This is a genomic window from Peribacillus sp. NPDC097197 (genome assembly GCF_050278025.1).
Classification (GTDB): domain Bacteria; phylum Bacillota; class Bacilli; order Bacillales; family DSM-1321; genus Peribacillus.
In genome coordinates this window covers 282,318-297,207 of sequence record NZ_JBNNST010000004.1, presented here as the reverse complement: position 1 = coordinate 297,207, position 14,890 = coordinate 282,318, and the positions used below count along the sequence as shown (strand labels likewise).

General features: G+C 42.8%; 13 protein-coding genes. All 13 read left to right on the top strand.

Going from position 1 to position 14,890, the window contains the following annotated elements; all coding sequences use genetic code 11:
* Window positions 1–63: 63 nt before the first annotated feature.
* The 13 genes from icd (at window position 64) to nrdR (ending at window position 14,838) form a co-directional block, all read left to right on the top strand.
* A complete protein-coding gene (icd, locus tag ACQKL6_RS08090) occupies window positions 64–1,332 on the top strand; it encodes an NADP-dependent isocitrate dehydrogenase (RefSeq protein ID WP_402874397.1) in 1,269 nt (422 codons plus the stop codon).
* Window positions 1,333–1,455: 123 nt separating this feature from the next.
* Window positions 1,456–2,391, top strand: a complete 936-nt coding sequence (gene mdh / locus ACQKL6_RS08085) for a malate dehydrogenase (RefSeq protein WP_402957714.1) — start codon at window positions 1,456–1,458, stop codon at window positions 2,389–2,391.
* Between the two features lie 252 nt (window positions 2,392–2,643).
* A complete protein-coding gene (locus ACQKL6_RS08080; protein ID WP_402874401.1) occupies window positions 2,644–3,360 on the top strand; it encodes a response regulator transcription factor in 717 nt (238 codons plus the stop codon).
* Window positions 3,357–5,135 carry a two-component system histidine kinase PnpS gene (gene pnpS / locus ACQKL6_RS08075; protein ID WP_427650943.1) on the top strand — a complete coding sequence of 593 codons (1,779 nt, stop codon included), beginning with the start codon at window positions 3,357–3,359 and terminating at the stop codon, window positions 5,133–5,135. Before ACQKL6_RS08080 ends, pnpS begins: the two co-directional genes overlap by 4 nt.
* Window positions 5,136–5,366: 231 nt before the next feature.
* The gene (gene hflK / locus ACQKL6_RS08070; RefSeq protein WP_427650952.1) at window positions 5,367–6,380 is read left to right on the top strand and encodes an FtsH protease activity modulator HflK; all 1,014 of its coding nucleotides are present in this window, start codon (window positions 5,367–5,369) and stop codon (window positions 6,378–6,380) included.
* Window positions 6,377–7,306 (top strand): protease modulator HflC, encoded by a 930-nt coding sequence (gene hflC, locus ACQKL6_RS08065; RefSeq protein ID WP_427650942.1) that lies wholly within the window; start codon window positions 6,377–6,379, stop codon window positions 7,304–7,306. Before hflK ends, hflC begins: the two co-directional genes overlap by 4 nt.
* Before the next feature lie 128 nt (window positions 7,307–7,434).
* The gene (polA, locus tag ACQKL6_RS08060) at window positions 7,435–10,062 is read left to right on the top strand and encodes a DNA polymerase I (RefSeq protein WP_427650941.1); all 2,628 of its coding nucleotides are present in this window, start codon (window positions 7,435–7,437) and stop codon (window positions 10,060–10,062) included.
* A gap of 19 nt (window positions 10,063–10,081) precedes the next feature.
* On the top strand, window positions 10,082–10,912 hold the full coding sequence (mutM, locus tag ACQKL6_RS08055; protein ID WP_402874411.1) for a DNA-formamidopyrimidine glycosylase: 831 nt from the start codon (window positions 10,082–10,084) through the stop codon (window positions 10,910–10,912).
* Between the two features lie 77 nt (window positions 10,913–10,989).
* Window positions 10,990–11,622 carry a sporulation membrane protein YtaF gene (gene ytaF, locus ACQKL6_RS08050; RefSeq protein WP_402874414.1) on the top strand — a complete coding sequence of 211 codons (633 nt, stop codon included), beginning with the start codon at window positions 10,990–10,992 and terminating at the stop codon, window positions 11,620–11,622.
* Window positions 11,623–11,645: 23 nt separating this feature from the next.
* Window positions 11,646–12,245, top strand: a complete 600-nt coding sequence (gene coaE, locus ACQKL6_RS08045) for a dephospho-CoA kinase (protein WP_402986579.1) — start codon at window positions 11,646–11,648, stop codon at window positions 12,243–12,245.
* A 157-nt stretch (window positions 12,246–12,402) separates the two neighbouring features.
* Entirely contained in the window at window positions 12,403–13,440 is a 1,038-nt protein-coding gene (locus tag ACQKL6_RS08040; protein ID WP_427590621.1) for a glyceraldehyde-3-phosphate dehydrogenase, read from the top strand.
* Window positions 13,441–13,756: 316 nt separating this feature from the next.
* Window positions 13,757–14,137: an adenosylmethionine decarboxylase gene (gene speD, locus ACQKL6_RS08035; RefSeq protein ID WP_402874640.1), complete on the top strand. Its 381-nt coding sequence runs from the start codon at window positions 13,757–13,759 to the stop codon at window positions 14,135–14,137.
* Between the two features lie 239 nt (window positions 14,138–14,376).
* Window positions 14,377–14,838 carry a transcriptional regulator NrdR gene (gene nrdR, locus ACQKL6_RS08030; protein ID WP_402874421.1) on the top strand — a complete coding sequence of 154 codons (462 nt, stop codon included), beginning with the start codon at window positions 14,377–14,379 and terminating at the stop codon, window positions 14,836–14,838.
* The last annotated feature ends 52 nt before the right edge of the window (window positions 14,839–14,890 follow it).

Here is a 14,890-nt window from a genome sequence, read left to right as displayed (position 1 = left end):
GTTCTGCCAAGAATTATAAGGCAGACCAACTAGCCTTTGAATTTGAATCGGAGGTAAAGAGACATGACACAAAGCCAAAAAATCACAGTTACTAACGGTGTTCTTAACGTACCAAACAATCCAATCGTTCCTTTCATTGAAGGTGACGGAATCGGTCCTGATATCTGGGCAGCAGCAGTACGCGTTTTAGACGCAGCTGTAGAAAAAGCATACAATGGCGAAAAGAAAATCGAATGGAAAGAAGTTTTAGCTGGACAAAAAGCATTTGACCAAACAGGCGAATGGCTTCCACAAGAAACTCTTGATGTCATCAACGAATATCTAATCGCTATTAAAGGACCACTTACAACTCCAATCGGTGGCGGTATCCGTTCATTGAACGTAGCATTACGCCAAGTATTAGACTTATTCGTATGTCTACGCCCAGTACGTTACTTCGAAGGTGTACCTTCTCCAGTAAAACGTCCTGAAGACACTGACATGGTTATCTTCCGTGAAAATACTGAAGACATCTATGCTGGTATCGAATATGCTAAAGGTTCTGACCAAGCGAAAAAACTTATCGACTTCTTGCAAACTGAGTTCGGTGTTAAAAACATCCGTTTCCCTGAAACTTCTGGTATTGGTATCAAGCCAATTTCTGAAGAAGGTACAAAACGTCTTGTTCGCGCTGCACTTAACTATGCAATCAAAGAAGGCCGTAAATCATTAACACTTGTTCATAAAGGTAATATCATGAAGTTCACGGAAGGCGCATTCAAAACTTGGGGTTATGAAGTTGCAGAAACTGAATTCGCTGACAAAGTGTTCACTTGGAACCAATATGATCAAATCAAAGAAGCTGAAGGAACAGAAGCTGCTAACAAAGCACAATCTGCTGCAGAAGCTGAAGGCAAAATCATCGTTAAAGATTCTATTGCCGATATCTTCTTACAACAAATCCTAACTCGTCCAAGAGAGTTTGACGTTGTTGCAACAATGAACTTAAACGGAGATTACATCTCTGATGCACTAGCTGCTCAAGTTGGCGGAATTGGTATTGCTCCAGGAGCTAACATCAACTACGAAACTGGACATGCTATTTTCGAAGCAACTCACGGTACTGCTCCTAAATATGCTGGTCTTGACAAAGTTAACCCATCTTCAGTTCTTCTTTCAGGCGTTCTTTTACTTGAACACCTTGGATGGAATGAAGCTGCGGACAGCATCACTAAATCAGTAGAACAAACAATCGCTTCTAAAGTTGTTACATACGACTTTGCCCGCCTAATGGAAGGTGCAAAAGAAGTTAAATGTTCTGAGTTCGCTGACGAGCTAATCAAAAACCTTTAATTTTTACTAATGACGCCTTCAGGAAAAGAGCTGACTTCAGCTCCTTTTCCGGGAGGCGTATAATTATGTATACAGATGTTAAAAGTATTCCGAAATATTTGCATATTTTAAGGAGGAATTAACATGTCTACACGTAAAAAGATTACAGTAGTTGGTGCAGGATTCACTGGAGCTACCGCAGCATTCCTTGCCGCTCAAAAAGAACTCGGTGACATCGTTTTAGTTGATATTCCACAATCAGAAAACCCTACAAAAGGTAAGGCACTTGATATGGCTGAAGCAGGTCCTGTCCTAGGATTTGACGCCTCTATCATCGGCACTTCCGACTACTCAGATACAGCAGACTCAGACGTCGTCATCATCACTGCCGGGATCGCCCGCAAACCAGGCATGAGCCGTGATGATTTAGTTCAGACGAACCAAAAAGTCATGAAAGCTGTAACGAAAGAAGTGGTCAAATACTCTCCACATACAACCATCATCGTTTTAACCAATCCAGTAGATGCAATGACTTATACGGTTTACAAAGAATCGGGTTTTCCAAAAGAACGAGTAATCGGACAATCGGGCGTGCTTGATACTGCCCGTTTCCGTACGTTCGTCGCTCAAGAATTGAATATGTCGGTTAAGGACGTAACCGGTTTCGTCCTGGGTGGGCATGGTGACGACATGGTGCCTTTAGTACGTTACTCATACGCCGGAGGCATTCCTTTGGAAACATTAATACCCCAAGAACGTCTAGACACAATCGTTGCCCGTACTCGTACTGGCGGCGGGGAAATCGTCAACCTACTTGGCAATGGTAGTGCCTATTACGCACCTGCGGCATCCCTTGTGGAAATGGCGGAAGCAATCCTGAAAGACCAACATCGCGTTCTTCCATCAATCGCCTACCTTGAAGGTGAATATGGATTCGAAGGAATCTACCTTGGTGTGCCTACGGTCTTAGGTGCCAATGGAATTGAACGAATCATCGAACTTGAATTGACGGAATCTGAAAAAGCTGCCCTTTCGAAATCAGTCGATTCCGTTAAAGCAGTCATGAAAATCTTACGATAACTCATCCGTTTCATAACAAGACTGCCCGAAACGTGACAGGAATGCTTGTGTTCCTTTCACCTATCAGGTGGTCTTTTTATGTATCGGTCCGGATTTTTCGTCCTTACCTTACTTGAGGCAGTAAAAGGAATTGGTGATTTTGGGAGGACGAGAGAATTTTAAGTGTGAATTACAGATAATATTCTTTATAATAGAATTGGATGAGTAGACAAAAGCATGTCTTAGGGGTAATACATAATTCAGGAGGATCTAATGTCAAAGAAAATTCTCGTAGTGGATGATGAACAATCAATTGTTACCTTACTTCAATACAATTTAGAGCAGGCTGGTTACTCTGTAATTACAGCATTGGACGGGGAAGAAGGTTTACAGGCAGCTGTTGAGCTTTGTCCTGATTTGGTCGTATTGGATTTAATGCTACCCAAATTGGATGGGCTTGAAGTGTGTAAACAGCTTCGCCAACAGAAAATAAATATCCCGATTTTGATGTTAACAGCTAAAGATGATGAATTTGATAAGGTGCTTGGCCTGGAATTAGGAGCAGATGATTACTTAACGAAGCCCTTTAGCCCACGTGAGGTAGTTGCCCGGATTAAAGCGATACTAAGAAGATCACAGCATTCTAATAGTACTGAAAATAATGATGATCCAGAGAATGATTCACTGAAAATAGGCGACTTGAAGATCTTCCCTGAACGCTATGAAGCCTATTTCGAGGAGAATCAACTAGAATTGACTCCAAAGGAATTTGAATTACTTTTATACCTCGTGAAGAATAAAGGAAGAGTGTTAACGAGGGATCAATTATTGAGCACGGTGTGGAATTATGATTTTGCCGGAGATTCTCGTATCGTAGATGTCCATATCAGCCATCTGAGGGAGAAAATTGAATCAGACACAAAGAAACCTCTGTATATCAAAACGATAAGGGGCTTGGGTTACAAGTTCGAGGAGCCTAAAAGAGAATGACGACCTACCGTAAGAAACTGCTATTTACCCTCATCACGCTGGTGATGGTCGTACTGATGGCCGTTGGTTTTTTGTTGGGCCATCTTTTCAAAAGCTATTATATTAAAACATTCAACGAACGAATTCAAAATGAAACGTTTTTCATTTCTACATATATTAAAGAGCATGGCGGTATCACCTCCTTTTTGGAAAAAGGTAAAACGTCGAAACTAACGCCGTTGCTTGAATCCAACTTAACCATTCTTTCGACAGATGGAGAGGTTTTATATGATTCGTCCTCTTCAAATGAGTTGCTTGATAGCCATGCAGAAGTCCTTCGGAAAATCACCCTTGAAAAAACGGGGGAGCAGCGTGAAGGCTATGAAGTGGTGGAGGGGGATTCGGACCTTCATTATTACTGGAGCGCCGTTGAAAAGGATGGCGAGATTGAAGGATTTGTCATCCATAGTAATGAAATCGAGGCAATTCAACAAGTCAACCGGCAAATGTGGAGCATATTGGTCATTTGCTTGGGTGCAGCCCTGATCATCATCCTGATGCTGGCAAGTAAAATCACTTCCTATTACACACGGCCGATTGAAGAGGCCACAATGGCAGCGATTGACCTGGCAAAAGGAAATTACCGTACCCGAAAATTCGAGCAACATTCAGATGAAACGGGGATGTTGACGAACTCGTTGAATATCCTGGCAAGGAACCTCCAAGAAACCGAAATGGCGAGGGAAATGAACCAGGATCGTTTGGAAACGCTCGTCGAAAATATGGGGAGTGGTGTGCTGTTAATTGACAGCAAAGGATATACAACGCTAATCAACCGGGAATTTAAGAAAACCTTTGATGTAGATTCGCATACATTCCTATATCAAGACTATTATTCTGTGATAAAGGATGAAGAAGTCATAGCTCTAATAGAAGAGATTTTCAGGACGGAAAAAACGATAAAACGTCAGGTGAAAATTCCGCTTGCCCTTAAACGAAAGCATTTCGAAATCTATGGAGCTCCCATTATCGGTGATTATGATGAATGGAAGGGAATCCTGCTTATTTTCCATGACATCACTGAACTGAAAAGACTGGAACAAATGCGGAAGGATTTTGTGGCCAATGTCTCTCATGAATTGAGGACACCGATTACTTCTATTAAAGGCTTTTCGGAAACATTGCTGGATGGGGCCTGGAAGAATGAGAAAACCTTAAAGCACTTTTTATCGATCATTTTAAACGAAAGCGATCGGCTTCAAGAGCTCATTCAGGAACTTCTTAATTTATCCAAAATGGAACAGCAGGAATTTGTCCTGAAAACGGACAAGGTAGATATGACTACCATCCTTAAAGAAATTCAGGAAATGCTCATGGGTAAACTACGAAAAAAAGAAATCTCACTCGAAGTCAAAGTGCCTTCGCATTCAGTGGTTATTGAAGGGGAATCAGATCGGATCAAACAAGTGTTCATCAATTTGATTACCAATGCCTTAGCTTATACACCAAATGGTGGGATTGTGACTGTAACGGTTGCGGAGAAGGAACAAACCGTGGATGTGATCGTGCAGGACAACGGAATCGGGATTGAGGAGAAAGAGCTTCCGAGGATTTTCGAACGATTTTATCGAATCGACAAGGCAAGGAGCCGAGATTCAGGTGGAACCGGGATTGGACTTGCGATCGTCAAACATATCGTTGAAGTTCACAAAGGCAAAATTAACGTAGAGAGTAAACCGGGTACCGGCACGACATTCATCGTCACATTGAATAAAAAATTGAAAGGGAATAGGTAGAGTTTACACAGACTTTACACTTCCTTTAAACAAGCTTCATAATGGAGGGGTACAATGATTGTACAACCCCTCATCCAAGGAGTTAAGTAAGGCAGGGACATTTTAGTCCCTGCCTTTTTCTGTATGGAAATGGGAGTCACCACTTAATTATTAAAAATTTCCAATTTTACGAAACTTTGGTCCGTTCTTTGCGTAAATAAGATATAACACCAAATAGAAGGGGTGATACATATCGTAAGCTTAAAAAGGATTTATACGGTAACGGGACTTGTTTTACTTATTTTAATACTTGGAGTGGTGGCCATTTCCACCTGGTATACGGTGGATGAATCAGATCAATCCGTCATTATGACGTTTGGTAAGGTGGAGGAGACGATAACAGAGCCAGGTCTTCATTTTAAATTACCTTGGCCGATTCAATCGGTCCATAAACTATCCAAGGAAACATTCAGCCTCCAATTCGGGTATAAGGAAGAAGGAGGAAAAGTGAAGGAGTATCCGAGAGAGACCAAGATGATAACAGGTGATGAGAATATTGTACTGGCTGACTTGGTGGTGCAATGGAAAATTACCGACCCTCCTAAATATCTCTTCAATTCGGATGATCCACAGAAGATTTTATATGATACGACTTCCGCGTCTTTAAGGAGCATCATCGGAAGTACGAAAATCGACGATGCCCTCACTTCCGGTAAGGCGAAAATTGAAGCGGATGTTCGTGAATTGCTGTCGGAATTGATGAAGAAATATGACGTGGGCATTTCCATCTCCGCGGTTAAACTGCAGGATGTCGAGCTGCCCAACGAAGAAGTGCGTAAAGCTTTCACGAACGTAACGGATGCCAGGGAGACGGCGAATACGAAAATCAATGAAGCCAATAAATACGAGAACAAAAGGATTAATGAAGCGGAAGGGGAGAAAGATGCCCTTATTTCAAAAGCGAACGGCGATAAAGCAGCCCGTACGGAAGCGGCCCGCGGTGATGTGGCAGTATTTGAAAAGCTATATAGTGAATATAAAGGCAATAAGGATATCACCCGGGACCGTCTGATTATTGAGACGCTTGAACAGGTATTGCCGAATGCGGATATTTATATCATGAATGATGATGGCAATACAATGAAGTATCTACCGTTGCGCCCATTAGAAAAAGAAGAAACGAAAACGGTGCCTGTCCCTGAGGAAGAAGAAGCAAAAGCACCGGATAACGAAGAGTCGGCAGTGAAAGGGGGCACCCAGCCATGAGTGGAAAAGTGATTGATTTCAATGAGCTAAAAAAGGGTGATTTTCATTGGAGAGGTTATGTGAAAGTAGGGATATTCTTCATCATCTTTATCATCCTCATGCTGATCATCTTCACTAATGTGTATATTGTCAAAGAAGGGGAATACAAAGTCGTCCGCCAATTTGGAGAAGTGGTTAGGATTGATAATACACCAGGACTGAAAGCCAAGGTGCCATTCATTCAAAGCGTTGTGACCTTGCCCAAGTATCAAATGAGCTCCGATGTATCCGAGGCCGAAATCAATACAAGAGATAAAAAACGGATGTTGATCGATAATTATGCGGTCTGGCGGATTGAAGACCCGAAAAAATTGATTACCAATGCGAGGACACTGGAAAACGCCGAAACAAGGATGGAAGAGTTCATCTATTCTGCGGTCCGTTCAGAGTTGGGGCAGCTGAACTATGATGAAATCATTAACGAGAAGTCATCGAGGGGAAGCTTGAATGACCGCATCACAGATAAGGTAAATGAACTGTTAGTGAAGGACAACTATGGAATCAGTCTTACTGATGTTCGTATCAAACGGACGGATTTACCTGCTGAAAATGAGGAGTCGGTCTATAAGCGGATGATATCCGAGCGGGAAAGTAAAGCGCAGGAATATCTATCAAAAGGGGATGCGAAGAAAAACCGGACCATCGCAAACACTGACCGAAAAGTGAAGGAAATGCTTTCATCGGCGGAAGCCGATGCAGAAGTCATCCGTGCTGAAGGAGAAGGAGAATCAGCTAAGATATATAATAAATCATTCTCCAAGGATCCTGAGTTTTATAAACTATACCGGACGCTGGAGTCTTACAAAAAAACGGTCGGTAATCAAACGGTTATCATTTTACCATCCGACTCGCCGTACGCAAGCTTGTTAATGGGAAATACTAAATAACAGCATAGCCGTTCATTTTTCTTTCCACTTCCACTCATGGTAGAATGGAAAGAGACGATGAACGGTTTTTTTGTGTGATTAATAGAAGCCGACCTACATAAAACGGGTGTGACTGGAGGAAGACAATTTTGAATAAAAAGTTAGTACTTATAGATGGAAATAGCATAGCTTACCGCGCATTTTTTGCGCTTCCGCTATTGAATAACGACAAAGGGGTCCATACGAATTCTGTATATGGCTTCACCATGATGCTCAATCGCATTCTGGAGGAAGAAAAGCCGACCCATATACTCGTGGCCTTTGATGCCGGCAAAACGACGTTTAGACATGCGTCCTTTAAGGAATACAAGGGTGGCCGTCAGAAAACGCCACCGGAACTATCTGAACAGTTCCCCTTCATAAGGGAGCTGCTTGATTGCTTTCAAATAAAACGGTATGAACTGGAAAATTATGAAGCGGACGATATTATCGGAACGCTTTCCCTTCAGGCCGAGAAAGATGGGTTCGAGGTGAAGGTCATTTCCGGGGATAAGGATTTAACACAATTAGCTTCGCCAAACACGACCGTCTCGATTACGAAGAAGGGCATCACTGAAATAGAGGAGTATACACCGAAGCATATCCATGAAAAGTATGGCCTTTCCCCCGTACAAATCATTGATCTTAAAGGATTGATGGGCGATGCATCCGATAATATCCCAGGCATCCCCGGTGTGGGCGAGAAAACGGCACTTAAATTGCTGCATCAATTCGAAACGGTCGAAAACCTGCTGCAATCGATTGATGAGGTTAGCGGACAGAAGTTAAAAGAAAAGATCGAGGAGCATAAAGACCTTGCGCTACTAAGTAAGGAGCTTGCGACAATCACACGAGAAGCTCCCATTGAAGTGGGTGTGGACGAAACGGAATATAACGGAATGGATCAGGAAAAGGTCATTGACTTTTATAAAGAGTTAGGTTTCTCGACTCTTCTGGAAAAACTGGACGTATCAGGACGGGAACCGCTAGAACAGGAAGACATCCATGTTCAGACGGGTTCAGAATTGACAATGGATATGCTTGCCGATGAGAATGCCCTATACATTGAAATTCTTGAGGATAACTACCATCGTGCAGAAATCCTGGGTATCTCCATCAGTAATGAATATGGGAATTTTTATTTCCCGGGGGAAACCGTACTGACATCTGAAGTATTCAAAACATGGGCGGAGGATGATACTAAAAAGAAAACGGTCTTTGATGCGAAGCGTACGGTTGTACTTCTGCGCCACCGTGGAATCGATATAAAAGGCATTGATTTTGATGTATTTCTAGCTTCCTATATCTTGGATCCCGGAGAGTCTGTAGATGAAGTGGCGGAAATCACGAAAACGCAAGGGCTTGTGCGGCTAGAGAGCGATGATGTCTTTTATGGAAAAGGGGCAAAGAGGAAGATACCTGGAGATGCAGAACTTAGTGAGCATATTGCCAGAAAAGCGAAGGGCATTTTTGCATTGAAGGAACCGATGATCGAAAAGTTGCGTGAGTTCGAACAATACGATTTGTTAACGGACCTTGAGCTGCCATTGTCCATCATCCTAGCAAATATGGAGTGGCAGGGCGTAAAGGTGGACATCGGAAGGCTGAAAAAGATGGGACAGGAATTGGCTGTCCGCTTAAGAAGCATTGAGGAACGAATTTTCGATTTGGCCGGGGAAGCCTTCAATATCAATTCCCCGAAACAGCTCGGGGTAATCTTATTTGAAAAATTGGAGCTCCCCGTGTACAAAAAGACGAAAACGGGCTACTCCACGTCAGCGGATGTACTGGAAAAACTGGAAAGCCAGCATGATATCGTAAAGGAAATCCTGTTGTACCGGCAATTGGGCAAGTTGCAATCGACTTATATCGAGGGCTTGCTCAAAGTGGTGAACCAGGAAACGGATAAGGTGCATACCCGATTCAATCAGGCGTTGACCCAAACGGGCCGCCTTAGTTCAACGGACCCTAACTTGCAAAATATCCCGATTCGTCTAGAGGAAGGTCGGAAAATCAGACAGGCATTCATTCCTTCCGAAAAGGATTGGATTATCTTCGCAGCCGACTATTCGCAAATCGAGCTCCGCGTATTGGCGCATATCGCCAATGACAGTGGATTGGTTGAAGCGTTCAGGGCCGGGATGGATATTCATACAAGGACGGCAATGGATGTATTCCATGTGCCTTCCGAGGAAGTCACATCAAATATGCGTAGACACGCTAAAGCCGTAAACTTCGGAATCGTTTATGGAATAAGTGACTATGGACTTTCTCAAAGTCTTGGGATAACACGTAAGGAAGCTGGGGAGTTCATCGAGAGGTACTTCAAAAGCTTCCCTGGTGTGCAGGATTATATGGAAGAAAGCATTCATGAAGCACGTAAGAACGGATACAGTACAACATTACTGCAAAGAAGGCGCTACATTCCCGAAATCACGAGCCGTAATTTCAATATCAGAAGTTTTGCTGAAAGGACAGCGATGAATACCCCAATTCAGGGAAGTGCCGCAGATGTCATTAAACTAGCGATGATCAATATGAACGAACGCCTGAAAAAAGAAGGGCTTAAAACGAGGATGCTTCTGCAGGTTCATGATGAATTGATTTTCGAAACACCACCGGAGGAGCTCGAGATCCTGATGAAAATCGTACCGGAAGAAATGGAAAATGCGATTGAATTGAACGTTCCACTCAAAGTGGATTATGCATATGGACCAACATGGTTCGATGCTAAATAAATGAAGATAGGTGATTATAATGCCAGAACTTCCTGAAGTGGAAACCGTCAGAAGAACATTGGAACAGCTTGTTTTAGGAAAGGAAATCCTGGAGGTTTCCGTCTTCTGGCCCAAAATCATAAAGGCACCTGAGCCAGTTGAACAGTTTCAAGATGCATTAAGGGGTCAGACGATCCACAGCATTGGCCGTCGGGGCAAGTTCCTCATTTTCAACATGGACGACTATGCGATGGTCTCCCATTTAAGGATGGAAGGGAAATACGGGGTCCATTCGAAAGAGGAACCTTACGATAAGCATACCCATGTCATCTTCACCTTCACGGATGGCAGTGAGCTTAGGTATCGGGATGTCCGCAAATTTGGAACGATGCATTTATTTCGTAAAGGAGAAGAAATGGTGCAAATGCCTCTGTTGCATTTAGGTCCTGAACCACTATCGGAAGAGTTCACCGTCGAGGGACTTCGTGCAAAACTTGCGAAAACGAGCAGGAAGATCAAACCTGTTCTACTCGACCAAACCGTCGTGGTCGGGATCGGTAATATATATGTGGACGAATCCTTATTCCGTTCAGGCATTCATCCGGAACGAGTGGCTTCCACCCTCACACTGGAAGAAATTCAAAAACTGCATGCCGAAATCATCGCCACTTTGAGCGAAGCGGTGGAAAAAGGCGGGAGCACGATACGTTCATACGTCAACTCACAAGGTCAAATCGGCATGTTTCAGTTGGAACTGAATGTATACGGACGCAAAGGGGAAAACTGCAAAATTTGCGGTACCCCGTTAGAAAAGCTAGTCGTCGCAGGACGGGGCACACATATATGCCCGACTTGCCAGCCAAATAAGTAATCATTCGAGAAAACACATCGGATGGGCTCTTTCCATATACTGGGGTAGCAACTAGATGGGAAGGAGCATTCATTCCGATGTGGCTACAAATTATTTTTCTTGCTTTTGCAGTAAGTATTGACGGTTTCGGTGTGGGCATGACATTCGGTATGCGCAAGGTGAAAATACCCTTGAAATCCATTGCTGTCGTATCGGTCTGTTCGGCAATGAGTTTGGGTATTGCGATGGTCATCGGTGAATTCATCAGTCAGCTTATCTCTGTCGGGGCCGCAGAAAAAACAGGGGGCATTATCCTCGTACTTTTGGGGTCGTGGATGGTGTACCAATATTTTAGGCCCGAGAAGGAAACGAATGATGAACGATATCACGAAAAAATCATCTTCAATTTTGAAATTAAATCACTTGGAGTGGCTATCAATATCTTACAAAAACCAATGAATGCCGATTTTGATAGATCAGGGACGATTACTGGTATCGAGGCGCTTGTACTGGGCTTCGCGTTATCGCTAGATGCCTTCGGTGCCGGAGTGGGAGCTGCCATGATGGGGATTTCCCCAATCATTCTTGCACTTTGCATTGCCGTGATGAGCTTCATCTTTATCGGGAGCGGACTTCAATCCGGTAAATTGCTTTCCAATAATAAAATCGTGCAGCATCTGACCTTTCTTCCGGGGGTATTACTGATTTTAATCGGATTATTCAAGTTATAAAGAACGGGGAAAAGGGGGAGCTTATGGGACAAATCATCGGGATCACTGGTGGAATTGCCAGTGGGAAAAGTAGTGTCAGTCAGTATTTAAGAGAATTGGGTTTCGTGATAGTGGATGCGGATGTGGCTTCCCGTGCAGTCGTGGAACCTGGGGAAGAGGCCTACCTACAAGTGGTGAAGGCTTTCGGGGAAGATCTTTTATTGTCTGATGGAAGGATCGACCGGGCAAAGTTAGGCTCGATCATATTTCACGATCAAGAAAAAAGGTTGCTTTTAAATCGTATCGTACATCCTGCCGTGAGAAATTGGATGCGCCAAGAAACGGAAAAGGCCCTTGCTGCTGGAGCGGAAACGGTATTCATGGATATTCCACTCCTGTTCGAAAGCAAGCTGACGTTCATGGTGGAAAGGACACTTTTGGTATACGTGGATGAATCGGTTCAACTAGAGCGATTAATGAACCGGAATGCGTTGACGGAAACCGACGCTTTAGCGAGAATCCATTCGCAAATGCCCTTGAAAGATAAAAAGGAACTAGCGGATGCCATCGTCGATAATAATGGCGATATAGAAGAAACCAAAAAGCAGGTTGTTGAAATACTTAAGAAATGGGAGATCCTATAGAGTGGAAAAGGAAGGGACTTTAACGGTTTCTTCCTTTTTGTTTTGAAAAAGGAAGAAATCCGCTTTTTTATTAACACATTTCAAGAGTAATGTGTTATACTAATTACATATGAAGGGTATTAAGTATAACATTAATATATTCAGGAGGGTCCGATAAATGAATTCAAGAATAGCGATTAACGGATTTGGAAGAATTGGAAGAATGGTTTTCCGTAAGGCAATAGTAGATGAGAGTCTGGACATCGTTGCCATTAATGCAAGCTATCCCGCTGAAACGTTAGCCCATTTATTGAAGTATGATACAATTCATGGGAAGTTTGACGGCATAATCGTTGCCGAAAATGATTCTCTTGTAGTGAATGGACGACGTGTACAACTGATAAATAATCGCGATCCAAAGCTATTGCCTTGGAAAGAGATGGATATAGATATTGTAATTGAAGCTACGGGTAAATTCAATGAGCGTTCTAAAGCCGCCATGCACTTAGAAGCAGGGGCAAAAAGGGTCATCCTTTCCGCGCCGGGTAAAAATGAAGACGTTACCATTGTGATGGGCGTAAATCAGGAAGCGTTAGAAATTGACAAGCATTTCGTCATTTCGAACGCGTCGTGTACGACTAATTGCCTTGGACCGGTTGCCAAAGTACTTGATCAAAAGTTCGGCATAGACAATGGTTTGATGACAACCATCCATTCTTATACGAATGACCAAAATAACATCGATAACCCGCACAAGGATTTAAGGCGTGCCCGTGCGGCTGCAGAAAGCATCATCCCTACGACTACAGGGGCGGCTAAAGCTCTTTCATTGGTGTTGCCTCAATTGAAGGGCAAACTTCATGGTATGGCCATACGTGTACCGACTCCGAACGTCTCTTTAGTCGACCTTGTTGTGGATTTAAACCGTGATGTTACGATTGATGAAGTGAATCAGGCTTTCATAGATGCCTCAGAAAATGAGCTTAAAGGAATTATGGAATATACAACAGAACCGCTTGTTTCAAGTGATTTTAAGACCAATCCGCATTCAGCCATCATCGATGGTCTGTCGACGATGATGATTGGTGATAGAAAAGTGAAAATTCTGGCTTGGTACGATAACGAGTGGGGTTACTCCAATCGAGTAGTCGATCTTGTAAAATTGGTGGCTTCGGAGTTGACGAAGGCTTCTGAAGTTCAAATGTCAGTTAAATAAGAGTAATGGCCCGTTATATGTTTAACGGGCTATTTTTATGGATACGTTTAGGAAAGTTACGGAACCTTGGGTATTAATTCCTTGGTCCTGTCAGATTAACAATTAATGATTAAATTTCCAAAAATGCAAAATGCAGTTGCAAAAGAAATCCATACATTATATACTATGAATCGTGAACTTCCTAAAAAGGGAGTTTGCGTAATGGCTACTTAAAGGGTTAGGACCTCTTTGGACTAACTTTCCCCCGTGGTAGTTGTTAAGGATTCAGAATTTTTAATTATGTAAGGGGGAACAGAATATGGAAACAGCTTACACGATGGAAACGATGGGAAGACATGTCATTTCTGAACTTTGGGGTTGTGACTTTGAAAAACTGAACAATATTGATTTAATTGAGAGAATCTTCGTCGATGCTGCACTGAAATCGGGTGCTGAGGTTCGCGAGGTGGCATTCCATAAGTTTGCTCCACAAGGAGTGAGCGGGGTCGTCATTATCTCTGAATCACATCTGACCATTCATAGCTTTCCGGAACATGGATATGCCAGCATTGATGTTTATACATGCGGCAACTTAGATCCTAATATTGCAGCCGATTATATCGCGGAGGCTTTGAATGCACAAACGCGCGAGAATATTGAACTTCCACGTGGACTTGGTCCCGTGCAAATGAAAAAAACTAAAATGGGTGCTTTATAATAAACGGATTAACAAGAGATGCTATATATGCATCTCTTTTTTAATGCCATGAAATGGCCATTCTTCCCTCATGGAAAAGCTCCATTAACAGGCATTTACATAGTAAGTACACACATCCTTTACTTGAAGTTTCACTTTTTACTTGTACTGGTTGTCCCTTTTATATAAGATTAAGATAAAATAGTATTCCTTAGGGAAGTTTGATTAGGAGTATCACTTAAAATACGGAGCTGGTAATGATGAAATGTCCATCATGTCAATATAACGGAACGAGAGTGCTCGATTCCAGGCCTGTCGATGAAAGTAAATCGATTCGACGACGCCGGGAATGCGAGGCATGCGGGTTTCGATTCACTACTTTTGAAAAGGTCGAGGAGACGCCGTTGATCGTCGTGAAAAAGGGCGGGACTCGGGAAGAGTTTAGCCGTGATAAAATCCTGCGTGGACTAATCAGGGCTTGTGAAAAGCGTCCGGTTCCATTGAAGGAACTAGAACAAATCACGAGTTATGTAGAAAAGGAATTGCGCAATCAGGGTATTTCGGAAGTGAAAAGTGACAGTGTCGGTGAAATGGTGATGGACCAACTGGCTGAAGTTGATGAAGTGGCCTATGTGAGATTTGCCTCCGTATACCGACAATTTAAAGATATTAATGTATTTATCGATGAACTGAAAGATTTAATAAATAAAGAAAGAAAGTAGAGCTGAAGATTTACTTTGGCTCTTTTTTCACTATATCTTTTGAAAGGTTTGA

Bases quoted from the DNA above. Each gene is read 5' to 3' on its own strand.
- ACQKL6_RS08040 (WP_427590621.1), top strand. From the start codon at position 12,403: ATGAATTCAAGAATAGCGATTAACGGATTTGGAAGAATTGGAAGAATG.
- nrdR (WP_402874421.1), top strand. From the start codon at position 14,377: ATGAAATGTCCATCATGTCAATATAACGGAACGAGAGTGCTCGATTCC.
- speD (WP_402874640.1), top strand. From the start codon at position 13,757: ATGGAAACGATGGGAAGACATGTCATTTCTGAACTTTGGGGTTGTGAC.
- ACQKL6_RS08080 (WP_402874401.1), top strand. From the start codon at position 2,644: ATGTCAAAGAAAATTCTCGTAGTGGATGATGAACAATCAATTGTTACC.
- coaE (WP_402986579.1), top strand. From the start codon at position 11,646: ATGGGACAAATCATCGGGATCACTGGTGGAATTGCCAGTGGGAAAAGT.
- mutM (WP_402874411.1), top strand. From the start codon at position 10,082: ATGCCAGAACTTCCTGAAGTGGAAACCGTCAGAAGAACATTGGAACAG.
- ytaF (WP_402874414.1), top strand. From the start codon at position 10,990: ATGTGGCTACAAATTATTTTTCTTGCTTTTGCAGTAAGTATTGACGGT.
- pnpS (WP_427650943.1), top strand. From the start codon at position 3,357: ATGACGACCTACCGTAAGAAACTGCTATTTACCCTCATCACGCTGGTG.
- hflC (WP_427650942.1), top strand. From the start codon at position 6,377: ATGAGTGGAAAAGTGATTGATTTCAATGAGCTAAAAAAGGGTGATTTT.
- mdh (WP_402957714.1), top strand. From the start codon at position 1,456: ATGTCTACACGTAAAAAGATTACAGTAGTTGGTGCAGGATTCACTGGA.
- icd (WP_402874397.1), top strand. From the start codon at position 64: ATGACACAAAGCCAAAAAATCACAGTTACTAACGGTGTTCTTAACGTA.